At 61.9% G+C, this 23,010-nt stretch carries 24 protein-coding genes and 1 tRNA gene; 8 read left to right on the top strand and 17 right to left on the bottom strand.

Going from position 1 to position 23,010, the window contains the following annotated elements; translation table 11 throughout:
• The first annotated feature begins 161 nt into the window (after nucleotides 1-161).
• Nucleotides 162-1,154 (top strand): deoxyhypusine synthase, encoded by a 993-nt coding sequence (locus HKK80_RS09565; RefSeq protein ID WP_411799371.1) that lies wholly within the window; start codon nucleotides 162-164, stop codon nucleotides 1,152-1,154.
• A gap of 53 nt (nucleotides 1,155-1,207) precedes the next feature.
• On the opposite strand, the gene HKK80_RS09570 is transcribed toward HKK80_RS09565, so the two are convergent.
• Nucleotides 1,208-1,561, bottom strand: coding sequence for a helix-turn-helix domain-containing protein (locus tag HKK80_RS09570; RefSeq protein WP_411799372.1), 354 nt, complete (start codon nucleotides 1,559-1,561; stop codon nucleotides 1,208-1,210).
• Between the two features lie 128 nt (nucleotides 1,562-1,689).
• Between HKK80_RS09570 and HKK80_RS09575 the strand changes: the two genes are divergently transcribed.
• Together HKK80_RS09575 and hisF are read left to right on the top strand one after the other, a co-directional pair.
• Entirely contained in the window at nucleotides 1,690-2,067 is a 378-nt protein-coding gene (locus tag HKK80_RS09575) for a hypothetical protein (RefSeq protein WP_411799373.1), read from the top strand.
• A gap of 47 nt (nucleotides 2,068-2,114) precedes the next feature.
• Nucleotides 2,115-2,927: an imidazole glycerol phosphate synthase subunit HisF gene (gene hisF, locus HKK80_RS09580; protein ID WP_411799374.1), complete on the top strand. Its 813-nt coding sequence runs from the start codon at nucleotides 2,115-2,117 to the stop codon at nucleotides 2,925-2,927.
• A gap of 6 nt (nucleotides 2,928-2,933) precedes the next feature.
• Here hisF and HKK80_RS09585 read toward each other — a convergent pair whose 3' ends face one another.
• The 5 genes from HKK80_RS09585 to HKK80_RS09605 form a co-directional block, all read right to left on the bottom strand.
• Nucleotides 2,934-3,218: a DNA-directed RNA polymerase subunit L gene (locus HKK80_RS09585; RefSeq protein WP_411799375.1), complete on the bottom strand. Its 285-nt coding sequence runs from the start codon at nucleotides 3,216-3,218 to the stop codon at nucleotides 2,934-2,936.
• A 421-nt stretch (nucleotides 3,219-3,639) separates the two neighbouring features.
• Complete coding sequence (locus HKK80_RS09590; RefSeq protein WP_411799376.1) at nucleotides 3,640-4,275, bottom strand: uracil-DNA glycosylase family protein; 636 nt, start codon at nucleotides 4,273-4,275, stop codon at nucleotides 3,640-3,642.
• Between the two features lie 45 nt (nucleotides 4,276-4,320).
• Nucleotides 4,321-4,797 (bottom strand): DUF5793 family protein, encoded by a 477-nt coding sequence (locus HKK80_RS09595; protein WP_411799377.1) that lies wholly within the window; start codon nucleotides 4,795-4,797, stop codon nucleotides 4,321-4,323.
• Nucleotides 4,798-4,934: 137 nt separating this feature from the next.
• Nucleotides 4,935-5,129: a cold-shock protein gene (locus HKK80_RS09600; RefSeq protein ID WP_120084710.1), complete on the bottom strand. Its 195-nt coding sequence runs from the start codon at nucleotides 5,127-5,129 to the stop codon at nucleotides 4,935-4,937.
• Between the two features lie 266 nt (nucleotides 5,130-5,395).
• Nucleotides 5,396-5,989: an N-acetyltransferase family protein gene (locus HKK80_RS09605; protein WP_411799378.1), complete on the bottom strand. Its 594-nt coding sequence runs from the start codon at nucleotides 5,987-5,989 to the stop codon at nucleotides 5,396-5,398.
• Nucleotides 5,990-6,161: 172 nt separating this feature from the next.
• On the opposite strand from HKK80_RS09605, the gene HKK80_RS09610 reads away from it, so the two are divergent.
• Nucleotides 6,162-7,544, top strand: coding sequence for an ATP-binding protein (locus tag HKK80_RS09610; RefSeq protein ID WP_411799379.1), 1,383 nt, complete (start codon nucleotides 6,162-6,164; stop codon nucleotides 7,542-7,544).
• A 174-nt stretch (nucleotides 7,545-7,718) separates the two neighbouring features.
• Here HKK80_RS09610 and HKK80_RS09615 read toward each other — a convergent pair.
• Nucleotides 7,719-7,793 (bottom strand) — tRNA-Glu (locus HKK80_RS09615).
• A 111-nt stretch (nucleotides 7,794-7,904) separates the two neighbouring features.
• Entirely contained in the window at nucleotides 7,905-8,675 is a 771-nt protein-coding gene (locus HKK80_RS09620) for a 23S rRNA (uridine(2552)-2'-O)-methyltransferase (protein WP_411799380.1), read from the bottom strand.
• Between the two features lie 147 nt (nucleotides 8,676-8,822).
• Here HKK80_RS09620 and HKK80_RS09625 point away from each other — a divergent pair, with 147 nt between their 5' ends.
• Nucleotides 8,823-9,875 (top strand): DNA-methyltransferase, encoded by a 1,053-nt coding sequence (locus tag HKK80_RS09625; RefSeq protein ID WP_411799381.1) that lies wholly within the window; start codon nucleotides 8,823-8,825, stop codon nucleotides 9,873-9,875.
• Nucleotides 9,876-9,882: 7 nt separating this feature from the next.
• Here the strand turns inward: HKK80_RS09625 and HKK80_RS09630 are convergent, their stop codons facing one another.
• From HKK80_RS09630 to samp2, 3 genes are all read right to left on the bottom strand, one after another.
• Nucleotides 9,883-10,350: a GNAT family N-acetyltransferase gene (locus HKK80_RS09630; protein WP_411799382.1), complete on the bottom strand. Its 468-nt coding sequence runs from the start codon at nucleotides 10,348-10,350 to the stop codon at nucleotides 9,883-9,885.
• On the bottom strand, nucleotides 10,351-10,839 hold the full coding sequence (locus tag HKK80_RS09635; RefSeq protein ID WP_411799383.1) for a peroxiredoxin family protein: 489 nt from the start codon (nucleotides 10,837-10,839) through the stop codon (nucleotides 10,351-10,353). It abuts the gene before it with no gap.
• Nucleotides 10,840-10,913: 74 nt separating this feature from the next.
• On the bottom strand, nucleotides 10,914-11,114 hold the full coding sequence (gene samp2 / locus HKK80_RS09640; RefSeq protein WP_411799384.1) for a ubiquitin-like small modifier protein SAMP2: 201 nt from the start codon (nucleotides 11,112-11,114) through the stop codon (nucleotides 10,914-10,916).
• Nucleotides 11,115-11,216: 102 nt separating this feature from the next.
• Between samp2 and HKK80_RS09645 the strand changes: the two genes are divergently transcribed.
• Complete coding sequence (locus HKK80_RS09645; RefSeq protein WP_411799385.1) at nucleotides 11,217-12,194, top strand: replication factor C small subunit; 978 nt, start codon at nucleotides 11,217-11,219, stop codon at nucleotides 12,192-12,194.
• A gap of 10 nt (nucleotides 12,195-12,204) precedes the next feature.
• On the opposite strand, the gene HKK80_RS09650 is transcribed toward HKK80_RS09645, so the two are convergent.
• Entirely contained in the window at nucleotides 12,205-12,468 is a 264-nt protein-coding gene (locus HKK80_RS09650) for a hypothetical protein (protein WP_411799386.1), read from the bottom strand.
• A 332-nt stretch (nucleotides 12,469-12,800) separates the two neighbouring features.
• A complete protein-coding gene (locus HKK80_RS09655; protein WP_411799387.1) occupies nucleotides 12,801-13,457 on the bottom strand; it encodes a helix-turn-helix domain-containing protein in 657 nt (218 codons plus the stop codon).
• 226 nt (nucleotides 13,458-13,683) lie between these two features.
• Between HKK80_RS09655 and HKK80_RS09660 the strand changes: the two genes are divergently transcribed.
• Both HKK80_RS09660 and HKK80_RS09665 read left to right on the top strand, forming a co-directional pair.
• Nucleotides 13,684-13,863, top strand: a complete 180-nt coding sequence (locus tag HKK80_RS09660) for a hypothetical protein (protein WP_411799388.1) — start codon at nucleotides 13,684-13,686, stop codon at nucleotides 13,861-13,863.
• Nucleotides 13,864-13,983: 120 nt separating this feature from the next.
• On the top strand, nucleotides 13,984-14,724 hold the full coding sequence (locus tag HKK80_RS09665; RefSeq protein WP_411799389.1) for a response regulator: 741 nt from the start codon (nucleotides 13,984-13,986) through the stop codon (nucleotides 14,722-14,724).
• Between the two features lie 350 nt (nucleotides 14,725-15,074).
• Here HKK80_RS09665 and HKK80_RS09670 read toward each other — a convergent pair whose 3' ends face one another.
• From HKK80_RS09670 to HKK80_RS09685, 4 genes are read right to left on the bottom strand one after another with little or no spacing between them, the layout of a single operon-like run.
• A complete protein-coding gene (locus HKK80_RS09670; protein WP_411799390.1) occupies nucleotides 15,075-17,120 on the bottom strand; it encodes a SpoVR family protein in 2,046 nt (681 codons plus the stop codon).
• Nucleotides 17,117-18,445, bottom strand: a complete 1,329-nt coding sequence (locus HKK80_RS09675; RefSeq protein WP_411799391.1) for a DUF444 family protein — start codon at nucleotides 18,443-18,445, stop codon at nucleotides 17,117-17,119. The genes HKK80_RS09670 and HKK80_RS09675 overlap by 4 nt, the downstream gene beginning before the upstream one ends.
• Nucleotides 18,445-20,856 carry a PrkA family serine protein kinase gene (locus HKK80_RS09680; protein WP_411799392.1) on the bottom strand — a complete coding sequence of 804 codons (2,412 nt, stop codon included), beginning with the start codon at nucleotides 20,854-20,856 and terminating at the stop codon, nucleotides 18,445-18,447. Before HKK80_RS09680 ends, HKK80_RS09675 begins: the two co-directional genes overlap by 1 nt.
• 3 nt (nucleotides 20,857-20,859) lie before the next feature.
• Nucleotides 20,860-22,935: a PrkA family serine protein kinase gene (locus tag HKK80_RS09685; RefSeq protein WP_411799393.1), complete on the bottom strand. Its 2,076-nt coding sequence runs from the start codon at nucleotides 22,933-22,935 to the stop codon at nucleotides 20,860-20,862.
• Nucleotides 22,936-23,010: the final 75 nt, after the last annotated feature.

The following is a 23,010-nucleotide window of genomic DNA, read 5'->3' on the forward strand; positions in this document are numbered from 1 at the left end:
TTATGCATACATATTTCTTCTGGTCAGTCTACAATTTATACGGCGATATAGAACTCACAAAATATACATACATCTTAATTTCACAAGTTTATCGGTTTTTATATTGAGTTATTATAGACCGAACCCGATTCGTTCAAACCCCCGTAGCCCAACGCTCCTCCATGAGCAACGACACACCGGAGGAAACCCACGACCACGTCGTGCCGGGCAGCGACAACGAGCCCGACACCGAGGACGTGCGGGGCTACGATTTCCGCGGCGAGTTCGATTTCGACGACCTACTCGACAGCTACGCGACGACCGGCTTTCAGGCAACCCACCTTGCGGAGGGCATCGAGATCAGCAAAAAGATGCAGGACGACGACGCCACGATCTATCTCACCTGCACCTCCAACATCATCTCCTCGGGGCTGCGGGAGGTCGTCGCCTCGCTGATCCGCGAGGGCTACGTCGACGTGCTGATCACGACCTCCGGCTCGCTGACCGAGGACGTGATCAAGAGTGCCCGCCCGTTCAAGATGGGCGAGTGGGAGGCCGACGAGGCGGAACTCCGCGAACAGGGGATCAACCGCCTGGGCAACCTCTACGTCCCCTCGGATCGCTACGTCTGGCTCGAACAGTACCTGTATGACTTCTTCGATGACTTCTTCGCCGACGAGCAGGTGCGCACGCCGACCGCGTTCGCCCGCGAGCTGGGCGAGCGGCTCGACGACGAGGATTCGGTGTTGAAACAGGCCGCCGACCACGACGTGCCGGTCTACTGTCCCGCCCTGACCGACGCCGAGGTTGGCAACTTCCTCTACTACTACCGGCAGGCCAACGATGTCGACATCGGCATCGAGATCCTCGACGACTACGACAAGCTCATCGAACAGGGGCTGCTGGCCGATACGACCGGCCTGATCGCCGTCGGCGACGGCGTCCCGAAACACCACGCGATCATGACGAACCTCTTCCGCGGCGGCGCGGACTACGTGGTCTACATCTCGACGGGCATGGAGGGCGACGGCTCGCTGTCAGGCGCGCCGCCGGACGAAGCCGTCTCCTGGGGGAAGATCAAAGAACAGGAGACCAACTACACCCAGATCGAAGCCGAGGCGACGCTGGTGTTCCCGCTGCTGGCGGCCGCGGCGTTCCACAACCGCGAGGACTGACGCGAGCGGGCGATTTTGGGTAGCAGTTCAGACAACCGATTCTGCCGCGTGGGTCAGACGAGCGGCTCGACAACCAGATGCTCCGCAGCCAGTTTCGGCTGTTTGGCCCGACCAGCCGTGTCGTACTCGATAATCCCGTGTTCAGCGAGAACACCTAGGTCGCGGCTCACCTGTCCGTGATCGCGGTTGAGCCGATCGGCCAGCGATTTGACCGAGTCGACAGCGTCGCCATCGCGGAGATAGTCGATGATCTCGAACCGCTTTGGCGTCAACACCTCGCGGGCTGTTTCGATGCTGATGACGTGTGCGCCCTCCATCCCGCCGCGTGCGAGCGCGCGGGCCATCGTGGATCGACGCTCGACCCGTTCCTCGTCGCTCGGTTGGAACTCGGGGGTTCGCTGTGCCATTGTTGTTCCTCGTACTATTGAGTTGCAACCTCAATTGCATAAACCTTCGTGTGAATCGCTCTGGCCGCTGCTGCGCGGTATCGGGCGGAGCTTTATCAGCCATCCAGCGCAGAGTTCGTGGGGAATCGGTGGAACCGATGTCGTACTCGGAGTTCGCCTACAGCTACAATCTGATACCGAAGATTCGGGGACGCGTGTTCAGTATCGGTGTTCGTGCCGACCCCAGTCTCAACACCGTCGAATCGTTTGCGGTGATCCTCTTTTTTCGACGCCGAGACGGACGCCGTATCGAAGTAGCGAAGGTCGACACCGCACCGCACGACGCGGGCCGGATCCATATCGACCGCTACTACCGCGAACTGGGTGCCGATATCAAGCAGTTCGATACGGGGATCGACGACTGGGTTGACGCCGAGGCGTATCTCAAAGCGAACTGGCAGCGGTTCGCCCGACAGTATTGTGACAACCATGGACGCGATCTCCGCGCAGATGGGGCGAATCGCTGACCGGTCGAAACGGTGAAACCCCGGAGTTGTGTACAGACAGATATCAGATGCTGACAAAACGAATCATTCCCTGTATCGATGTCGACCTCGATGAGGACGGCAACGCCGCGGTCTACACCGGGGTTAACTTCGAGGATCTCAAATACACCGGCGACCCCGTCGAGATGGCCAAGGCCTACAACGAATCCGGGGCCGACGAGTTCGTCTTCCTCGATATCACCGCCTCCGCCGAGGGTCGGGAAACCATGCTCGAAACGGTCTCGGCGGTCGCCGACGAGTGTTTCATCCCCCTCACTGTCGGCGGCGGCATTCGAACCAAAGACGACATCAAGGAAACGCTCCGCGCTGGCGCGGATAAGGTCTCGATCAACACCGGCGCGCTGGAACGCCCGGAACTCATCACCGAGGGCGCGGAGGCCTTCGGCAGCCAGTGTATCGTCATCTCCGTCGACGCCCGCCGCCGCTCCGACGACGAGGGCGAGCACTACGTCACCGTCGACGGCGAGGAAGTCTGGTTTGAATGCACCGTCAAAGGTGGCCGCGAGGGTACCGGCCGCGATGTGATCTCATGGGCGAAAGAGGCCGAACAGCGCGGTGCGGGCGAGCTATTCGTCAACTCCATCGACGCCGACGGCACGAAGGATGGCTACGATATCCCGCTGACGAAGGCTGTCTGTGACAACGTCTCGACGCCGGTGATCGCCTCCTCTGGCTGTGGTGGCCCGGAGGATATGGAGGAGGTCTTCGTTGAGGCCGGCGCGGACGCCGGGCTGGCGGCGTCGATCTTCCACTTCGACGAGTACAGTATCGCCGATACAAAGGCGTATCTCGCCGACAAGGGACTTCCAATCCGGCAGTAATTTCTGTTACGCCGCCGCCTCGAAGGCGTCTTTGAACGCGTCGGTCGTCTCCCGAACCGCGGTCGCGCCGTCGGCCAAGGCGTCCAGTGGGTCGCGGTCCTCCTCGGTCGTGATCGACAGCACGGGTTCGGTCTGGCCGCCGGACTGTTCGGGGTTCATGTTGTAGGTCGCCGCGGCGACGCCCTCGGTCTCAAGGAGTTCGCCCTTCAGGACGTTCATGAATGTATGGCCCTCGCCGGCGATCTCGATCCGCAGCTCCGTGTCGGTTTTCTCGATAACACGCAGTTCCATGGGCGTCGTTTGAGCGGTCGCCGTTTTACCCTTTCGTTGTCGAAAACGAGCACCTCTCGCGCCGAGCGGACGATCGGCTGCGGGTTGTCGGCACCCACCCTCACCGGCGTGGTTCGTCGATACCAACCCTGCCAGGGTGGTTCATCGATACCACCCCCACCAGCGACCCGGTAAAAACGGCCCGGGAGGGGCCGTCTGACTGACCAAGCCACTGTGGGAGCACTAGTCCACAGCGTGTCGGCGACACTGACGCGCCAACGCCAGTTCGCCGAACGATGATTGTACGGATGGGCGCAAAAAAGCTTTTGACGGGATAAATTTCGCCAGTTGGGTGCGCAACTCTATCTGAAAACAAACCAAATACCGTATATATCGTCGATCATTGTATTTGCTGCCCCGACAACGACCGTTCGTCCGCTGACTACCGCACGTAGTAGGGATCGCTGCCGGCGATAAACCGGCCGAGATCGCTCTCCCGGCGGAAGTCTGTCGCCTGCAGCCGCTCCAGTGCGCTCTCCAACGCCGCGGCGTCGTCGGGGCCCCAGTCGGCGGGGTCGGCGATCGGCACCACGAGCCAGCCGCTGCCGCGGATCTCTGTGGCGTGGAGGTCGGCCATCTCGGTCGCCGGCGTCCACGGGCGGGCGGTACAGGTTTCGAAGACATGGCGGGTTGCCCGTTCGCCAACAGGCAACAGTACGTGCGCCGCGATTGCGCGAAGCTCGGCGTCGAAGAACGGCTCCATCTCGGTGTACTCGCGGTCGGTCGGCTCGCGGTCGGCCGGGGGGACACAGAGATTGAGATAGGAGAGATACGTCGCGTTGACGGTCGGTCGATCACCGGTCGTCGCAAGCAGCCCGCTGGCCTCCAACACCGATTGGAGGGCTTCGGAGCGTGCCGTTTCGGTAAACGGAACGCCGGTGTCGACTCCGCCGTGGCTCCCTGGATGGTCGCCGATCACGTGAAAATCAGCGTTCGCATCGCCGTAGCCGGGGACAAACTGCTCGCAGGGCGGATCAAGATCAAACGGATTGCTCGTCCGGTCGGTGACGTTTCGCACAGCCGATCGTAGGGGCGAGCCCGCTAACTGTTTATTGGTTTGTCCCTACAGCTCGACGCCGGAGGGGATCAGACTCTGACTCCGCAGGAGCTCGCCCTCGTCGTCGTAGACGAGGAAGGTTCCCTTGTCGTAGGTCATCGTCTTCCCGTCGGCAAGCGAGAGCCGGATCCGGTAGCGGTCGTCGGTCGCCTCCGTTGATTTGCCGTACTCCCGGGCCGCATGGATAAACTCAAAGACATCCTCGGCGTCCTCGTTGGTCTCGAAGATGAACTCGCCGGTCAGTCGGTTGGTGACGCCGACGACGCCGGTGGTTTCGTCAGCGTCGTCGAAGGGGTCTCGGAGCCGGAAGGCGACATCGATCGCCTCGCTGTCGAGGGCCGTCCCATCGACACCGGTCAATCGGTCGATCAGCTCCTCGGCCGGCCCGGAGAAGTCGATCCGCGCGACCGGCTGTTCGGGCTCGCCGTCAGCGTCCACCCAATCGAGGTTTCGCACGTCGAGGTCGAAATGTTCACGCCGCATTCGGTACCGATAGTTCGGTTTCCGGGGGTATCAACCTGACGCCATTCCCGGCGATCGCACCGCTATACCTGTGAGAGATCCGGAAAATCGGATCGCGTCGATGCCGCGACGCTCGTTACCGCTCGATGGGGGCTCCCTTACAGGCGCTCGAGGTTCGTCGCTCGCGGACCCTTCGGGGACTCTTCGATGTCAAACTCGACGTCCTGGCCCTCTTCGAGATCCGGGCCACCAACGTCTTCCATGTGGAAGAACACGTCGTCGTCAGCATCGTCAGTATCAATGAAGCCGTAGCCGCCAGTGTCGTTGAAGAAGTCAACCGTACCGTTTGCCATTGCACCCGAACGAATGAGCCGGAGCTATGTAAATCCCCCATGAGAGGTGATAGCTCGGAGCGACCGATCGGCCCGACGCGCTACGCCTCGGGTGTAACCCCGAAGGCTCGCTGCGGGCGTGCTCATGGGCGCCTTCATGTCGCTGGCGACACGGAACGCTGCAGGCGGTGTCCAGCCTCTCGGCCACCGATGTCGACACAGTACCGTGTTGGTCAGCGACACCACTCACAGACAGCAGGAGCGAACGGCCACACAGCGGGTGATGGCTACGAGCGATCGGCCGGTGGCGCACAGACGTTCGCTGCAACCGACTCGTCTAACTCCAAGGCCATCTCCAGGGTGTGATCGGCGTCAACAACCTCGAAGCCCAGCCGACGGTAGACGGCAACCGCCGCCCGGTTGCGTTGGTCAACATGGAGTTCAAGTGCCGTCCGCCCGGTCTCGACTGCGGCGGCAGCCGCTTGGGCACAGAGTTCGGTGCCGATCCCGCGATCCTGCAGCGCCGGATGGACGAACACCGCCAGCTCGGGCCGGTCGGCCTCGGCCGGCGTGTAGGCGACGTGGCCACCCAGCCGGTCGCTGTCCTCGGCGACGATATTGTACCCCTCTGCAAGCAGTGTCTCGATCCACGATCGGCGTCGATGATCGACCGCGGGCGGAATCCCCATCGACCGGTCAGCCGGCCCGAAGGCATCATACAGTTCGACGAGGCGGTCGGTGTCGGTTTCCCCAGCCGGCCGAAGCGTCCACGCCTTCCCCGTCTTATCTACGAACCGCGGACAGCGAGGCTGACAGTACGGTGAGCCGGCACACGCCGAGCTATCCCACCCATCGTTGCCTGCCGTCGCTGGCTCGTTCATAGCGCATTCTTTGTTACGCCATGGGTTAAGCCGCCGCCCGGGCTCTCATTCGCTGGGAATCAATGCTCGATAGTCGACTCACATCAGTCACCGTGTAACAGAAAACACGATTTCTGAAATCGTGTTTTCTATTTTCGCAATATCTATGTCAAACGAGCGAGTGTCAGTTCGTATGGGAAACTTCGTTGATCGCACAGCCGAACTCAACCAACTTACGGACTGTTATGACGCCGAGAGGGCGGAGTTTGTCGTCTTGTATGGGCGTCGCCGTCTTGGGAAAAGCGAACTCGTCCGGCAGTCTATCGCCGACCGAGATGATGCGGTCTACTACCAGGCTGTCGAGTCAACGGCACAGAACCAGCTTGAACAGTTTGCAGAGACGGCCGCCACACAGTTCCCGTCGATCGCAAACATCCGCCGCGATTGGGAGGCCCTGCTCGAAGCACTGGGAGACCAAGACGCGGTTATCGTTATTGACGAGTTTCCCTTCCTCATTGAGGAGGATGACTCACTTCCCTCCCGCCTCCAGCGCGTCTGGGATCTGACGTTACAGGACACCGAAATGACGGTCGTCCTCATTGGCTCCTCGATCAGCGTCATGGAAGAGAAGGTGCTCTCCGGCAGTGCCCCACTGTATGGTCGCCGCACGGCGACAATTGATCTCAAGCCGCTGTCCGTGGCCGACGCGCGCCAGTTCTTCCCGTCGTATGACCCTGAAACAGCCATTACCGCGTGGTCGATCTACGGTGGGACACCGTACTATCTCCAGACCATCGATCCCGAACAGCCACTGGAAGCCAACGTACAGGAATCGATTCTCTCGGAGCGTGGGCTACTGTACTCAGAGCCAGAGTTCTTACTGCGAACTGAACTCCGACAGCCAAACACGTATTTCAGTATTCTCCGCGCGCTCGCCCACGGCCGTCGAACACCGAACGAGATCGCCGGCATGGCCGGTGTGGAGTCCGGATCGCTCAGCACGTATCTACAGAAACTTCGGCGGCTCCGACTCGTCGAACGCCATATCCCGGTGACGGAGTCCCCAACGGCGTCGAAACGAGGTCGGTATCGGATCGCCGCACCGTTGTTCCGGTTTTGGTTCCGGTTTGTGTACGGACAGCAGGATCAACTTCTGATGCAAGAGGCCGACGCGTATCAGACACTCGTCGAACCGGAGTTGTCTGATTACGTGAGTCCGCTGTTCGAACGACTCTGTCAGCGCGCGCTCCCGAGGCTGATTGACCGGCAGTTTCAGGACGTCGGCCAGTGGTGGTTCAAAGAACACGAGGTAGATGTGCTTGGATTAAGCGACGAGGGGCTTGTTGCCAGTGAGTGTAAGTTCACCGCCAAGCCCGTGAGCGAAGGTGTCCTCACTGATCTCGAACGAACAACCTCGAATGTGCGGTGGTCAGCAGGGCCAGCGGATGGAGAGCCGCTGTACGTGGTATTCAGTCGGTCGGGGTACACTGATGATCTCAAACAGGCTGCTGACACGCGTGAGGATGTACGCCTGTTCGACCTTCCGGACGTGATCGGCAACGCGGCCGAACAGTGAACTCGGAGCTAGGCACCCTCGTTGTCAGTGAAGACTGACGTGGAAGCTGGTAGTGGCCCGACGACCGTTGAGACATCTGCCAGCTACCGTTGGAATATGTTACAGATCGTATTGCGACATCGTCGGAACAGAGCAGTTGAAACTAACAAGCAGATGCGTCGCCGGAAAATTTTATGCTCGGTATGGGATTTGAACCCATGTCCTCGGCTCGAAAGGCCAAGATGATTGGCCGGACTACACCAACCGAGCGCGGCATATCGAGTCACGCCGGGGCCATACATAAACCTCATCAATCACAGCCGGGGTGTGTATCGCTCGCATACCCACAGTCGTCGACGCAGTCCAGCAATCACCCGCCGATCAGTCGACCCGTTCGGCGAACCCAAAGTTCGGTTTCACGTCCGTGATCCGTATCTCGACCGTCTCGCCGGTCGTCGCTCCCGAGACGAAGACGGTGAACCCCTCGATCTCGGCGACGCCGTCGCCTTCCTCGCCGATATCAACGATCTTGACCTCGCGGGTGTCGCCGACGCCAACGGGGGCGGTCAGGCGATGTTTGCCGACGAGATACACCTCCGAGGAGCTATCCCGGGAGGCCTCGGGGTTCATCGTCCGGACGTACTGGAAGGCCTCCTCGATCTCCTCGCGGAGCGCCTCAAGATCTTGGCCCTGGAACACCTTTGCCACGAAATCGCCGTCGGTCGCCAGGATCTCTTCGGCGACCGCGAAGGCCTGTCGGGCGAGATGCACCGAGCGGGCGTGATCGAGATCGTACTCGCCGGTCATGTTCGGGGCCATATCCGAGATGACGAGATCCGCGCCGTCCTCACCGATCACCTCGGTGAGCCGATCTTGGGTTCGCTCCTCGGTCATATCGCCTTTGATCGTCTCGACGTTGTCGTGATCGAGCTCCCGAATTCGCTGGAAGTCGACGCCGACGACCGTACCGGTTTCGCCGACCGCCTCGGCGGCGACCTGGAGCCAGCCACCGGGGGCCGCGCCGAGGTCGACGACCCGATCCCCATGGCTCAGGAGGTCTGCCTCTCGATCGAGCTGTTTGAGCTTGTAGGCCGCCCGCGTGCGGTAGCCCTCCTGTTTGGCGCGGTTGTAGTACTCGTCTTTGCGTGTCACGGCTGCCACCCCGCTGCTGTGTCACGCGCCGGCGTGACCGATTCGAGTGCGTCCATACCTGCGTCACGACAGCCACGCCCAAAGACATGCCGCACTCAGCTTGTGGCTGTCATTTATTACCCCGCTGTCCCTGAGGGTGGTAGAACCATGGAAACCCTCCACCGCGTCGTCATCGACGACGCCCGCGGGCTTGACGGTCTTGACGACAACAGTGTCGAGCTCGTCGTTACCTCCCCGCCGTACCCGATGATCGAGATGTGGGACGAGCTTTTCGCCGATCTCGATCCGGCGATCGGCGACCACCTTGACGGCGGCGACGGCGAGGCCGCCTTCGAGGGTATGCACGCGGTGCTCGACGCGGTCTGGGCGGCACTCGACCGCGTGCTCGTCGACGGCGGCATCGCCTGTATCAACATCGGCGACGCGACCCGAACGGTGGCGGGGAGTTTTCAGGTCTACCAGAACCACGCCCGGATCATCGACGCCCTCACCGACCTCGGCTTCGAGCCGCTTCCGGAGATCGTCTGGCGCAAACCGACCAACGCCGCGGCGAAGTTCATGGGCAGCGGGATGGTGCCGCCCAACGCCTACGTCACACTCGAACACGAGTACGTGCTGCCGTTCCGCAACGGGGGCGACCGCCGCTCCTTCGAACCGAACGCCGACCATCGGTACAACGCCGCCTACTTCTGGGAGGAGCGCAACCGCTGGTTTTCCGATCTGTGGACTGATCTTCGCGGCGCGCTCCAATCACTCGACAACGACGACCTCAGAGATCGCTCCGGGGCCTTCCCCTTTGGGCTTCCCTACCGGCTGATCAACATGTTCAGCGTCTACGGCGACACCGTCTGCGACCCGTTTTTCGGCACCGGAACGACCGGGCTGGCGGCGGCGGTCGCCGGGCGCAACTCCGTCGGCTACGAGCTTGACCCCGCTTTCGCGTCGGTCTTCGCGGAACGGATCGACGACGTGCCCGCCCTTTCCCGCCGGGTGACCGGCGACCGACTGGCCGCCCACCGGGAGTTCGTCGCCGACGAGCGGGCGGCCGGCGAGACGTTTGACTACGAGGCCACCCACTACGACACGGCAGTTCGCACCAGCCAGGAGCAGTCGATCCGGCTGTACGCCGCCGACCGCGTCGACCCAACCGATGACGGCTATCGGGTGACACACACGCCGTTCGATGAGACGGACGACTGATCCGCGACTAATCCGGCGGCCCAGCCGCGGTCGGCCCCCGACAGCCCCGGAGCCGCCCCTCGTGGGGCTCGATCTCGAAGCCACAGGCGTGGTAGAACGGTCGCACGCGCTCATCGAACACGGCGGTTAGCGGTCGCGGTGCGACCCGGTCGGCCGCCGCATCGATGAGCCGTCGGCCGATCCCGCGGTCGCGTCGTCGTCGCCGAACGGCGATAGCGGTGATCCGCGCCGGTTCGGTGTCGTCGACCCGTTCGTTGTCGTCGACCTCTTCGCTATTGTCGCCCGACGCGAGATCGACGGCGATCGCACCGACCGGCCGTTCGTCGATCGTGCCCAGCAGCACGAACCCGGCCGTGGCGTCGAGCTGTCGACGCAGGCGATCGGGATCGGTTTCCAACAGCCCGGCGTCGAAGAGCCGCACGACAGCAAGCCGGTCGTCGGGGCCCGCACGGCGGAGTGACAGCTCGGCAGACATCTACCCGTTCCGTTCAAGCTCCAACAGCAGGCTGTCGACGGTCGGGCGATCGCCGGGTGCGTCGCCGACGTAGGAGTACACCAGCCGCGGTTCCTCGCCGCGGCGGTCGATGATCACCACAAGCGGCATCCGACCGATCAGATCGTGGAGTTTGCCGAGAACCCCGAACCGGACGGGCTGGCCGAAGCGGTCGGCGGTCGTGCTGTCGGGATCGGCCAACACCGGAAACGGGAGGTCGTACTCGGTGGCCCACTCGGCGGCGCGCTGTTTTGATTCTGGTAGCACCGAGACGACGATCGCGCCGTGCTGGCGGAACTCCTCGTAGCGGTCGGCGATCTCGCTGGCCTGTGTCTGGCAGTTGCCACAGTGAAAATCGCGGTGAAACAGGAGGACGACAAAGTCGGCATCGACCTGGTCGACCCGGAGCGGATCTGGGCCGGGCCCCCCGTTTGGGAGCTCGATAGAGAGATCGGTCGGCGTCGAGTACATACCGGTCGTAGCGACCCGACCGACAAAAATACTCAGTTCCGAGGTGGGGGATCCGGCTTTACCAAGCCGGATAGCTATCCGCCCTTGATCAGGCGAACCACCTGCACCGCATCGCACTCGACAGGCTGATCTTCGGGTACTGGACTGCCATCGACGAGCACCGACACCGCCTGTGGGCTGTAGCCGATCTCCGCCAGCAGGTCGGCGTAGGTCGCCGCGTCGTCGACGCTCACCTCGTGGGTGGCCTCGCTGACGACCTCGACGGTCACGTCCATGCCTCGGCTACAGCCGTCGACACATAAAGCGTGTCGGCTCCGCAGCCGAGCGTTCCGATCGGTCTCGGGGCGTTTATCAGCCTCCCGACCGCCAGCCAAGGTATGAGCGACGCCGACGCCGCGGGGGCCACCGGTCGGGAGATCTGGATCGAAAAATACCGTCCACAGACCCTCGACGATATCAAGGGCCAGGATGACATCGTCGAACGCCTCCAGAGCTACATCGACCAACACGACCTGCCGCATCTGCTGTTTTCCGGCGGTGCGGGCATCGGCAAAACGACCGCCGCGACCGCGATCGCCCGGCAGGTCTACGGCGACGACTGGCAGGGCAACTTCCTCGAACTCAACGCCTCCGACCAGCGCGGCATCGACGTGGTACGCGACCGCATCAAGAACTTCGCGCGGGCCTCCTTCGGCGGCTACGACTACCGGATCATCTTTCTTGATGAGGCAGACTCACTCACGGACGCGGCCCAGTCAGCACTCCGCCGCACGATGGAGCAGTTCTCCGACAACACCCGCTTCATTCTCTCCTGTAACTACTCCTCGAAGATCATCGATCCGATCCAGTCGCGCTGTGCCGTCTTCCGGTTTTCGCCGCTGTCGGATGAGGCCATCGCCGCCCAGATCGACGAGATCGCCGCCGCCGAGGAGATCGAACTTACCGACGACGGCCGCGAGGCCCTGATCTACGCGGCGGGCGGCGACATGCGCCGGGCGATCAACAGCCTGCAAGCGGCGGCGACGACAGGCGAGGTCGTCGACGAGGAGGCCGTCTACATGATCACCTCGACGGCCCGGCCCGAGGAGATCGAGGCGATGGTCTCCGACGCGATCAACGGCGATTTCGCCAAATCGCGAGCGACGCTGGATACCCTGCTGACGGACACCGGGATGGCCGGCGGCGACATCATCGACCAACTGCATCGGTCGGTGTGGGATCTCGACCTCGACGAACGCGCGGCCGTTCGGCTGATGGAGCGGATCGGCGAGGCCGACTACCGGATTACGGAGGGCGCCAACGAGCAGGTGCAGCTTGAGGCACTGCTGGCGTCGCTCGCGCTGGACGAGAACTGAGCCCGGAACGTCAGGCTTCAGTCACCGGAATTGATACACCGTCGTCGCTCTCCTGGGCGCGGTCGTCCGCGGGCTGGCCGCCGTCGGGGAGGAGTTTCTTTTTGCCGCCACAACAGCCACAACTCGGCGTCAGCGCGCCGGCGATGTAGCCGGTTGCGCCGCCGAGGCCACCGCCGATACCGGCACCGAACGGGCCGGCCTTCCCGCCGAGTGAGGCACCGATCGACGCGCCGATTGATGCCGCTGTTTTCGCCTTCTTGTCTGATGATCGCATGCAACTACTGTAGGGATTTGCCGGCAATGAATATTGTGACCAACTGCCACGCGCTGCGACGACAGGCGAGGCGCAACCGTCTTTTCGGTGTCGTGCGTGGATGACACTGGCCGATGACGATCACACCGCTCCGAGGTGGGGTGGCTCCCGCCGGTGACGAGCCCTATGAGTGCCGAGGCCACCGATTTACTGGTACTGTCCGGAAAAATATACAAGTTTGCGCTTTGTTGAAACCCTCAGTAGGTGATCTGTCTCAGGGGCCGTGCTGAATACAGCGCGCGTATCTTGCATATAAGCTCAGTCTGGAGACAAGCAGCAAGTAATCCCATGGATCACTCTTTGTCGGCCGCAAGCAGAAGCGTGTTCGTCACAAGAGTAGTGATAGCCCGTCTAAGTCGTTCGGAGACTGCTTGATCCGAAATCCCAAACTCATCAGCAATTTCTTGCGTAGAGATCTGTCGTGGAAGCGAATAGTAGCCCCTCTCGACGGCATATTGCAGCGTTTTGCGTTGCGGCGGTGTCAGTCCGTACCATGGGCCTGCATCGGGTTTAGTTGGATTATAGATCCGCTTGATGTCAATTGGAATGTCTCCCTCAAAACAACTTTCTTGGAACCTTGAGAAGGCCTCATGAGTTCGAAACTGGATCTGAAACATCCATTGATTCTTCTCACTAGACGCTCGCAAAATATGTCCATCAAGCGTGAGTAGAGTGTCAAAAAATGTATCATCCTTGATATTCCAATCAAGCCCATATAGTGTCTCGCCATTGTGAGTATTGACCACGTACAACTCTGAGACCGACGGATGATTACGAACATCCGCTTCGAACGAATCACTGGCGTACTCAGAGATATAAAAAAATGGCACTGGCTGCTCGCCGAGGGGAACCATTCTCTTGAGACTCAATTTTCCTCCTCCCTCCGTAGACAGAATCTGGCCGAGCTGAAAGTCTACCGAATGAATATCTAGTTCAACAATCACACTCATACTTGTCTATAAATAGACAACACAGTTAAGTCCTACCTGTACATTTGCCTCTACATGAGAGTAAGAGCATGGTGTACCATGCTATTCGAAATTCCTATATCATTAGCGGGCTGTTATCTACCATGATGGGAGATGTATCGGTTGAGCGAGAATTCATTTGTAACACAGACCGATCTAGAGGGAGTCGGTCTGCGTTGAGACAGCGGTCAGAGGTGGCGATACGGGTATGAATAATAATCCTTGGACTGACAGGATCACCACATCAACCGAATTCAATGCAGCACTGGCTGAGCTACTAGTTGCAGCCGAAAAAAACAATGTCGATCTCCGGGGGAGTTGGGTTGCTAACAATGATGACGAGGGGCTCACCAACTGGGAGGTTGTCGTTTATGAATTGGATAATTAACATTTGCCTATCACTTTTTACAGACATATATTACTTTTCGAAGTATATTGACACAGATAATGTAGCCAAAGTATCAAATTTTCAAACCGCTGTAGAACGCAGTAATGAAAGATCCGATCAATGAATTGGCCTCCAGACGAGATCCGCATCCTCCATGTTGACGATGACTCTAATTTTCTGGACGTGACTGCCGAGTTACTCGAACGTGAAAACGACCGTTTCAGTGTTGAAACAGCAACGAGCCCGAAGGAAGGACTGGCGATGGTTCGTGATCGTCCTCTTGATTGTATTATCTCTGATTACGACATGCCTAACACGAACGGGATTGAGTTTCTAAAAAGAATCCGTGAAAACAATCCCAAAATCCCGTTCATTCTTCTTACCAGCAAAGAGATAGATACCGTGGCCAGTGACGCTATTTCTGTAGGAGTCACAGATTACTTCCAAAAAAAGCGAATAAGCAGCCAGTACACATTACTCACAAACCGCGTTATGAATGCTGTCAAGCAGTATGAAAGTGACAAACGGCGCGAGAGGTGGCGACAGGCCATTGACGTGGCCACTGATGGTGTCGGGATTGTTTCTGCTGATGGAGAGTATGTACAACTGAATGACGCCTACGCTTCCGTATTCGATACCTCGAAAGCCGATCTCGCCGGCACTCACTGGTGGGAATGGTATCCAGACGAGCAGGTACAGCGGTTTGAGGAAGAGATTTTCCCAGCGCTTCGAAAAAAAGAGACATGGCGTGGCCGAGTTGTCGGCCGACGAACGGACGGGACACAGTTCGACCAAGTTCTCTTGCTGTCCCTATTGGAAGATGGTGGTCACATGTGCATTATTGAAGAATATGAGAACTGAGTGGCTGAATAGAGCTTCAGTCGCTTTATTGTTTGAAGCTCTACAATCGCGTTCTATCAAGACGGACTATTCAAGATACAATCTTTGTATTCAGCCCGGCATTTGTGTCAACTGAGGGGCTTCTCACCGGAACCAGTTTTCAGTGTTTTCAAAATATGGTACTCGTAAACCGTCCGGGTTCGAGTGCCGAGGCCAACCCCGTATCGACTCGGTAGCTCTCTCGATCTCCAGTCGATCCTCAATCCGCTGTCCGAGTCGGGACTGATTCGGGTGGCTCGGGAGGCTGCTCACCGGCCTCAGGCGCGGTGCCGCCGATCGCAACATCGAGGGCGTGACTGCATACTCGCTGGTCACGCCAGCCACTCGTCGGGCTTCGTGTCGTAGTCGACATCGTCGGCCGCGATGCGATCTGCGATCTCGGGTGCTAGTTCGTGTTCGGTCACCTCGCCGCCGTCGTACTGCAGTCGGACGCCGACCTCCGTTCCCTCGGGTTCGCTGTTGCGGCGACGGGCGTTGCGGAGTTCTTTTTCGTTGTATTCCGTCCGAATCGTCGCAAGGTTCACCGGTCGGCCCCAGAGTTCGAACACCCGTTCCAGTGTCGCCTTCGCCTGCGCTTCGTCGAGTGCGACGCCGTTGTACTGGTGGCCGAGCAGGAGTTCGCCGCGGTTCTTGAAGTTCCCGTCGAGGACGACGATCGTCGGCTTGCCGAAGTTGGTGAACTGCAACAGCAGTTTCCGTTTCACGTCGTCAGCGTCGGTGCTGGCGACGCGGAACTCCTCGCCGGCCTGACTGTACTCGTAGGTGAAGTAGTTCCGCTCGCGGACGAACTCGTCGGTGAGAAACTCGTCGAGGAACGTCACGTCGTTGTGACTCTCCCGCACCGCGTACATCCGGCTCCAGCCGGCGGTGCGGTCGACATCGCTTAGCGCGTCGGAAACGGTCGCGTAGCGGTCGACATCGAACATGTAGCGCGCTCGCTCCTCCAGCGTCGACCGCGAGAGGTTCCGCAGGGCGGTGCGGTGCTGGGGCCGCGACAGCACGTAGTGTCGCTCGGCCAGCCCCTCGTCGGTGAGTAGCTTCCACGGATACGTCTCGATATCCGGCCCCTCGTCGGCGTCGGTATCGCCCTTGCGGACGGAGAGCGCCCGGTCGACCATCTCGGCGTCGACCCGGGGGTCGCCGTCGGCGGCCAGCTCCGCAAGCTCGTCGAGCATCGCGGGCCCGGCACCCTCGATAGCTGGATGTGGCTGCAGCGTGTCGACGACCTCGTCGATATCGATCTCTGCGTGGAAGTTCTCGGGGGTGATGCCGTCGACGCGGAGCAGTTTGTCGACGACATCCCGCCGGGCGGCCTGTAGCTCGACGTGTGTCCAGAGTTCGAACCCGAGCTTGTAGGGGTTCAGCCCGGGCGAGCCGAGTACTCGCGCCATGTGGTCGGCGTAGGTGAGGAACTCGTCGGGGCCGGCAAACCCCTCGCCGCCCATCATGATAGATTCCCAATATGTTGCCCATCCCTCGTTCATCACCTTCGTCACCTTCTGGCCCGCAAAGTAGTAGACCTCCTCGCGGATCGCGTCGATAACGGTCGTCTCCCAGGGCTCGCGGTCGACGGCCTTCCCCGTCTCGGGATCGTATCGCTTCCCGTGATCCCGGAGGAAGGCGAGCACGTCGGGTCGTGGTTTGTCGGGTTCGACACCGCCGTCCTGTGCGTCGAGCCATTCCTCGTCGAAGACATCATCCTGTACCTCCGCGGAGAGATCGAGTTCGTCGATCTTTGCCTGCAGTTCTTCTCTGGGGTCGTCGCCGTCGCTCGTTGGCTCGATCGCGTCGCCATCGCGGGCGGCGTTGACCGGGCTGTGCTGGTCGATCGTGTCTTCGATGGCTGAAACCGCGTCGATCAACCGCTCGACTGCCTCGCGGTCGACATCGGCTCGCCGACCGATCGCCGCGAGCCGGTCGGCGTTACGCGCCAGTCGTGCGGCCGCGTTCGGCCCATCCTCACCGCGGTCGGCGTAGAGCCCGAACCAGTTGTTGTTGGCAAAGAAGTCAGCGTGGCCCTCGACGTGGGTGATGACGGCCTTCTGGTCGGCCATTGTGTTCGACTCCTGCAGAAAGGCGTGGCTTGGATCGTCGTTGTTGACGATCTCGAAGGCCTTGCCGAGCCCGTGGCGATCCTTCTTCCGCTGGCGTTCGTAGTTCATCCCCCACCGCCAGTGCGGGTAGCGCTGCTGAAACCCGCCGTAGGCGATGAGTTCGTTCATCTCGTCGTGGTCGACGACCCAGTACCGAACCGGGTACGGATCGAGGCCGAGCCGTTCGGCGAGATTCCGGGCCTCGGCGGCCGGCTTGTCCAGCTGTTCGGCCGCGCGTTTCGCTTCGAGTCTGTCGTCTCTCATGAGTCGGTGTCCTCCGTGCTGAGTATCTCGTAGATCGCGTCGGTCACGTCGTCGGGCCCGGTGACACGGGCGACGGCGACGTTGTCGGCATCGCCGAGGGCGCGTTCGACCTCGTCGGCATGGCGGGCGTTCTTCGTCGTCCCGCCCGGCTGGGTCTCGACGTAGGCGTGGAGGTTGGCGTCGATCGACCGCATCAGCGGGATCACGTGCTGTTGGGTGTCGGCGCCGGCGTTCTCGGAGTCGCCGGCGGCAAACACGTACCGGTTCCACTCGCTGTAGGGATACTCCTCAAGCACCTCCTCGACGCGCCCGTAGGCACTGGAGATGCGGGTGCCGCCGCCGGACTGGATCCCGAAGAACGCCTCGCGGTCGACCTCCCAGGCCTCGGCGTCGTGGACGATGTAGTGAAACTCGGCGGCGTCGTACTTCCCGGTCAGATACCAGTCCATCGGCGTGAACACGCGCTCGACGAGTTCCCGCTTGGTCTCCCGCATCGACCCCGAGACATCTCTGATGTTGACGACGACGACGTTCCGCTCGTGCTGTTCGATAACTTCGGGATGGCGGAACCGCTCGTCGGCCCGGCGGAAGGGAACGGTGTCGATCCCTTTGCGGCGAATCCGCTGGCTCGTCGGCTCGCGATCGACCTCGGTCTCAAGCGTCTCGAAGTCAGCCCAGCGGGCGACCGACTCGATGGCCTCCCCGCGGTCGGCTTCGATCTCGCGGGCGGCGTCGGCGATCCACGCCCGCGAGACCGGAATTGACGCCTCCCGAGCCCAGGTGAACACTGCGTCAACACCAGCGCCGTCGACGAACAGTCCCTCACGTACATACGACTCGTCGAAATCGGTCGCGAGATGGCGTTTCAGCCCGCGTTTGAAGAACTCATCAACGTCGAGTGACCCCTGCGGCCCGGTTCGAGCGGTGTCGGTGAAATCACCCTCGACCTCCTCGACGACGCGTTTCCCCTTCGGTTCGAGATCCAAGCCGAGTTCCTCGTCGAGTTCCTTCGCGAACTCCTCGGGATCCATCTCGTAGTACTCGTGGTCGCCGCCCTCCTCGCCCGGCTCGCCGGCCTCGTCGCCGTCATCGGGTTGTGGATCGACCGGCTGGCCGGGCTGTGGCTGGCCGTCCTCGCCTTGGCCGACGCCGCCGACCTCGCGTTGGTCGTACTCGAAGGCCGGCAGATCGACGATCTTGACCGGGATCCGCACCTGATCCGGGCCGGAGCCGCCGAGATCGCCATGGCTGATGAACTCAGTGAGGTCTTGCCGGCGGGCCTCGCCGACATCGCGGAACCGTTCGCGGTCTTCGGGCAGACCCATCAGCGATCACCTCCATCGAGGGTGGCCGAGTCGCCACCACCGCCGTCGCGCTCCGCCGGTGGTTCGCCGCCGTCGGTCGACAGCGTCTCCCACTCGTCGCGGACCTCCCGCATCACGGCGCGGCTGGTGAGCTCCGCCGACGCGCGACTGTACCCTTGGTCGACCATGCGGTCGATCGTCTCAGATTTCACACGCTCGGTCTCGGTGTCAGCCGGCGGATCGGCCCACTCACCCGGATCAAGCTCCGGAAACCGGCGTTTTAGATCCGCGAGATCGTTCGTCTCCAGTACCGACTGGAGCTCCGGAATCTCGTTGAGTTCGACATCGTCGACGCTGAACTCGTCGCCGCGGTTCCGCCACGCATACCGGGTGAGCGCGCGGATCACCTGCTCGCGGCGGAACTCGGCGACCGGTTCGGTCGGCTCCGTGCCGCGGTAGTCACTTTCGTCGAACCGGCCGAGGGTTTCGGTCTCGAAGACCTTCATCACCAGTCCGTCCGGCGACTCCTGGCCGCGGTCGGTGGCGACGGGCTCGTCGGCATCCCACGCGTAGACGTGTTCGACGTACTCCGCGACGGTCTCGGGCCCAACGGTCTCGGCCGCCAGTGCCGCGTCGACGACATCGGTCCGCTGTTGCTCCCGAACCCGCTCGGCGACCGCGGTGTGGCGGCTCTCGAACTCCTTGATCTCCGCCCGCGAAAACACCGGCGCGTCGGCCAGCCGGTCGACCATCGCATCCAGCACGTCGTGTGGCGTCACGACCTGCTCGACGGGTAACTCGGGGTGGCTGCGGTCGCTGTCCTCGCTTAGCAGATCGGCGACGACATCCCGCGTGTAGGTGACGGGAATCCCGGTTCGGCCGTCGTCACCGTCGAACGATATCTCGTCGGCGGTGATCACCTCATCGCCGCGGCGGAGGTCGCCCGTCTCGTACAGCCGGGCCTTCTCGATCAGGTCGATATCGGCGGGCAGATCGTCGGTTTCCAGCCGAGTGACGACCGCATACAGCGCGGCCGCGCCGATCGCATGCGGGGCGAGTTCCCGCTGGCGTGTCCGGCCGTCGTCGTCCCGCACGCTCGTTCGGACGGCGTCCCGAACGTGGTCGGTGCTGGCACCGATCGCACTGTGGGGATCGCTCGGTCTGTCGCCGTTGGCCGTCTCGACGGCTTCCTCGCCACCCCCCGCACCGGGCACCCCGGTTCGGCCGGTGACCTCACGGCGAAGGAGGGCGGCTTCGAGCCCGCGGTCGGTCAGATACCGGAACTCGTGGCGCGTCAACCGGCGTTTCAGTGCCTTCAGCGGGTCGGCACCCTCCTTCTCGGCGTGGCGGTCGAGTTCGGCATCGAGATCCGGGTTCGAGACGACGATCAGCTGGGTGTCGATATCCATCCCGATCCCCTTGTCGAGTTTGACGCGATTCTCGTCGGGCACGTTGAGCAGTCGCTGCAGCAAGTCGGCGTGCTGGCTGGCGTCCTCGACGATGGTGGCGACGCCGTTACCCTGCGAGAGCACGCCGTCGTAGCTGAACGCCTGTGGGTTCTTTCGGCCCCGCGAATCGAGTTCGCGCAGCATGCCGCTCATCCACGAGCCGACGAGGCGCTCCTTGGGGGTGCCGTCGTCCTCGGCGTGGAGCACACCGATCCCTTGGCCAATGTCGACAACGTAGCTCGTCACCCGGAGGTGGTCGCGGTCGGTCACCGCCGAAAAGAGGTCGCGGCGGCCCTCCTCGCGGTACGTCGACTCCAGATGCTCGTAGGCCTCGCGGCTGAACGGGTCGAGATCGACATCGGCGGCGATGGGGTAGGCCGTCTCGTCGGCCACCGATTCAGCAATCTCCGCGCGGATGTCCGCCGGAAACACCGACAGCGGGTTCGCCTGCACCGGGCTGCGGTACCACGCGGTGGCATCGCCGCCGCTGCCGTACGACAGCGAGCGCGTCGAGCCGGCGGTGCCGGTCACGTTCCACTCGACGGTGTAGCGTCGGCCCGCGTCGGTCTTCGAGAACTCCCGCAACCCGTTGACCAGACACCGCTTGAACTCGGATTTCCCGGTCGCCGTCGGCCCGTCGATCCAGACGATCTTTTCGTCGTTGCCGCGGCCCGCAGCGGCCGCCCGGAGGTCGTCGACAAAGGCGTTCAGCGCGGCGGTGTTTCCCAACACTGCGTGTTCGCCATCGTTGAACGGGTCGTCGAAAAACCGGTAGCGATCCAGCTCCTCGCCGCGTTCCTCAACTGTGCGGGTGCCCTGCGATTCGATTGCAGCAAGCAGATACCGTGGCCCGGAGGCGGCGGCGATCGGGTTCGTGAGCACCCGCTCAACGTACTCGTCGAGGCTCATCGGCGAGTCGTAGGCCTGTTGCAGTCGCTCATCGGCCGCCCGCCGGAACGTCTCGCCGTCTGTGGTGTCTGTCATCGCTCAGTCAGCTCCATCCTCCATCTCCGAGCGGGCGACGGCCGCGCCGGCGTACTCCAAGACCTCGGCGGCCCCATCCTCGGAGTAGCCGCGGTCGACGAGCGCGTCGACCCATGCGCCGCGTTCCTCCTCGTCGAGATCCGTCGCCGACACGAGCGCGGAGAAATTGATGTTGTGTTTCTTGTCTTCCCACAGTTTCCGTTCGAGTGCGCGGCGCAGGCGGTCGTTGTCCTGTGGATCGAAATCCCGTCCCTCCCGGGCCCGGCGGGAGACCCAGTTCGAGACCTCCTGGCGGAAGTCGTCCTTGCGGTCGGAGGGGATATCGAGCTGTTCCTCGACCGCCCGGAGGAACGTCTCGTCGGGTTCGGTTTCCCGGCCGGTCAGCTCGTCGTCGACAGTGGCGTCGTCGATGTAGGCCATGACGTGATCCATGTACTTCTCGCCTTGGCGGCGAAGTTCATCGACATCGTACGCAAGGGCGTGGCGCACATCCTCGATGGCGCGTTCGCGGTACTCCTCGCGGACGGTATCGAGCAGCCGCTTGTAGCGGTCGAGATCGTCGGCCGCGATCGAGCCGTGGCCGCCAAGATTCGCCTCGAAGTGATCGAAGACGGACAGCGGCGAGAGGTAGGAGCGATCCCGATGGGTCGCGTCCATGATCGCCTCGGCGATCTCGTCGCCGATGAACCGCGCGGAGACACCCTCCATCCCCTCGCCGATGTCGGCTGACTCCTCGGCGTCCTCTCTGAGCTTCCGGCGGTCGACCTCCTCGTCTTCGAGTTCGCCGTTGTAGACCTTCGCTTTCTCCAGTAGGTCGACCGTCTCGTCGGTCGGTTCTTCAAGCCGGGTCAGCACGCCGAAGAGCCCGGCCATCTCCAGGGTGTGAGGCTCGACGTGGACGTTCGGCACGTCGGCGTTCTGCAGCATCTTCCGGTAGATCTTCGACTCGCTGTCGTACTCTAAGACGTAGGGGTAGTCGATCCGCTTGGTGCGGTCGTTGAACGCCTCCATCTTCTCGTCGCCGGTCTTTTCGCGGTACTCCGGCATGTTCGTCCGGCCGACGATCACCTGATCGATATCGATCCGGGGGTTGTTCTTCGGCTTGATTGTCCCCTCCTGTGAAGCGTGCAGGAAATCATAGAGAAACTCCCGCTGGAGTTTGAGGAGCTCCTCACCGGAGAACAGCCCGCGGTTGGCGTTACAGAACGCGCCGGCGTAATCGAAGGCTCGCGGATCTGACTCGCCGTAGACGGCCAGTTTCGCGTAGTTGGTGTCGCCGGTGAGCTCGGTTTCGTCCTGGTTTTTCTTGTCTTTGGGTTCGAAGGTCTCGATGCACTCCCGGCGGTTCTCGCTGGCGACCAGCCGGATCACCTCGATGTGGTTGTCGAGGACGGCCTCCAGATCGTCGTCGTAGTGGGCCAGCAACTCGTCCATGTAAAACTCCGAGGCAGGGTCGAGATGCTGGTCGTTGCGAAGCGTGTACGGCGCGTCGAGTGTCTCGTTGAGATCCTCGATAACCGCCGCCCGCTGTTCGTTCGGCAGCAACACCAGTGGATCCTGATTCATCGGCGAGCGGACGGTGTCATCGCCCGGATCCTGGTCGTCGATCACCGAGCAGAGATCGGTCCACCGGAAGGTGTACATCCGGCCGGCGTCCTCGCGGGTGTAGGCCTCGAAGTACCGCCGGGTGAGCCAATCGAAGTGTGATTTCCCCGACCCAACCGGCCCCAACAGGAGCTTGATGCGTTTCTCCGGGCCGAGCCCGCGCGCGCCGGATTTCACCTTGTTGACGAACTCGTGGATCGCCTCGTGGATCTCACGGCCGTAAAAGACGTTTTCGCCGTCGTGCAGCGGATCCTCGGCGGCGAGGGCGTACTCGACGAGGCCGTCTTCCTCGCTGTACTGCGTGCCGTAGTGATCGAACATATCGGCGACACGCTGGTGGGCGTTCCGTGCGACGTGAGGGTCTTCGTACACCGTGTCGAGATACCACGAGAACGACCGGGCTTCCCGCAGATCGTCGGGGATACTCGCCTGATACGTTTCGCTGAGCTGGTCGAGTGTGTGTCTGTCTGTCATTATGCGTGGTTCGAAGACGGTGGCGATCGGACGATGTGTGGGTGACCACCCTGCGGCACCACCGGCCACCCGTTG

The organism is Halonotius sp. F2-221B, assembly GCF_046719765.1.
In the GTDB taxonomy this organism is placed as follows: domain Archaea; phylum Halobacteriota; class Halobacteria; order Halobacteriales; family Haloferacaceae; genus Halonotius.

What these genes read in the sequence shown, in the direction of transcription:
- HKK80_RS09585 (WP_411799375.1), bottom strand. Translation starts at nt 3,218, where the DNA reads ATGGAACTGCGTGTTATCGAGAAAACCGACACGGAGCTGCGGATCGAG.
- HKK80_RS09625 (WP_411799381.1), top strand. Translation starts at nt 8,823, where the DNA reads ATGGAAACCCTCCACCGCGTCGTCATCGACGACGCCCGCGGGCTTGAC.
- HKK80_RS09655 (WP_411799387.1), bottom strand. Translation starts at nt 13,457, where the DNA reads ATGAGTGTGATTGTTGAACTAGATATTCATTCGGTAGACTTTCAGCTC.
- HKK80_RS09570 (WP_411799372.1), bottom strand. Translation starts at nt 1,561, where the DNA reads ATGGCACAGCGAACCCCCGAGTTCCAACCGAGCGACGAGGAACGGGTC.
- HKK80_RS09670 (WP_411799390.1), bottom strand. Translation starts at nt 17,120, where the DNA reads ATGAGAGACGACAGACTCGAAGCGAAACGCGCGGCCGAACAGCTGGAC.
- HKK80_RS09660 (WP_411799388.1), top strand. Translation starts at nt 13,684, where the DNA reads ATGAATAATAATCCTTGGACTGACAGGATCACCACATCAACCGAATTC.
- HKK80_RS09675 (WP_411799391.1), bottom strand. Translation starts at nt 18,445, where the DNA reads ATGGGTCTGCCCGAAGACCGCGAACGGTTCCGCGATGTCGGCGAGGCC.
- HKK80_RS09650 (WP_411799386.1), bottom strand. Translation starts at nt 12,468, where the DNA reads ATGCGATCATCAGACAAGAAGGCGAAAACAGCGGCATCAATCGGCGCG.
- HKK80_RS09665 (WP_411799389.1), top strand. Translation starts at nt 13,984, where the DNA reads ATGAATTGGCCTCCAGACGAGATCCGCATCCTCCATGTTGACGATGAC.
- HKK80_RS09565 (WP_411799371.1), top strand. Translation starts at nt 162, where the DNA reads ATGAGCAACGACACACCGGAGGAAACCCACGACCACGTCGTGCCGGGC.
- HKK80_RS09605 (WP_411799378.1), bottom strand. Translation starts at nt 5,989, where the DNA reads ATGAACGAGCCAGCGACGGCAGGCAACGATGGGTGGGATAGCTCGGCG.
- HKK80_RS09610 (WP_411799379.1), top strand. Translation starts at nt 6,162, where the DNA reads ATGGGAAACTTCGTTGATCGCACAGCCGAACTCAACCAACTTACGGAC.
- HKK80_RS09595 (WP_411799377.1), bottom strand. Translation starts at nt 4,797, where the DNA reads ATGCGGCGTGAACATTTCGACCTCGACGTGCGAAACCTCGATTGGGTG.
- hisF (WP_411799374.1), top strand. Translation starts at nt 2,115, where the DNA reads ATGCTGACAAAACGAATCATTCCCTGTATCGATGTCGACCTCGATGAG.
- HKK80_RS09680 (WP_411799392.1), bottom strand. Translation starts at nt 20,856, where the DNA reads ATGACAGACACCACAGACGGCGAGACGTTCCGGCGGGCGGCCGATGAG.
- samp2 (WP_411799384.1), bottom strand. Translation starts at nt 11,114, where the DNA reads ATGGACGTGACCGTCGAGGTCGTCAGCGAGGCCACCCACGAGGTGAGC.
- HKK80_RS09685 (WP_411799393.1), bottom strand. Translation starts at nt 22,935, where the DNA reads ATGACAGACAGACACACACTCGACCAGCTCAGCGAAACGTATCAGGCG.
- HKK80_RS09635 (WP_411799383.1), bottom strand. Translation starts at nt 10,839, where the DNA reads ATGTACTCGACGCCGACCGATCTCTCTATCGAGCTCCCAAACGGGGGG.
- HKK80_RS09600 (WP_120084710.1), bottom strand. Translation starts at nt 5,129, where the DNA reads ATGGCAAACGGTACGGTTGACTTCTTCAACGACACTGGCGGCTACGGC.
- HKK80_RS09630 (WP_411799382.1), bottom strand. Translation starts at nt 10,350, where the DNA reads ATGTCTGCCGAGCTGTCACTCCGCCGTGCGGGCCCCGACGACCGGCTT.
- HKK80_RS09645 (WP_411799385.1), top strand. Translation starts at nt 11,217, where the DNA reads ATGAGCGACGCCGACGCCGCGGGGGCCACCGGTCGGGAGATCTGGATC.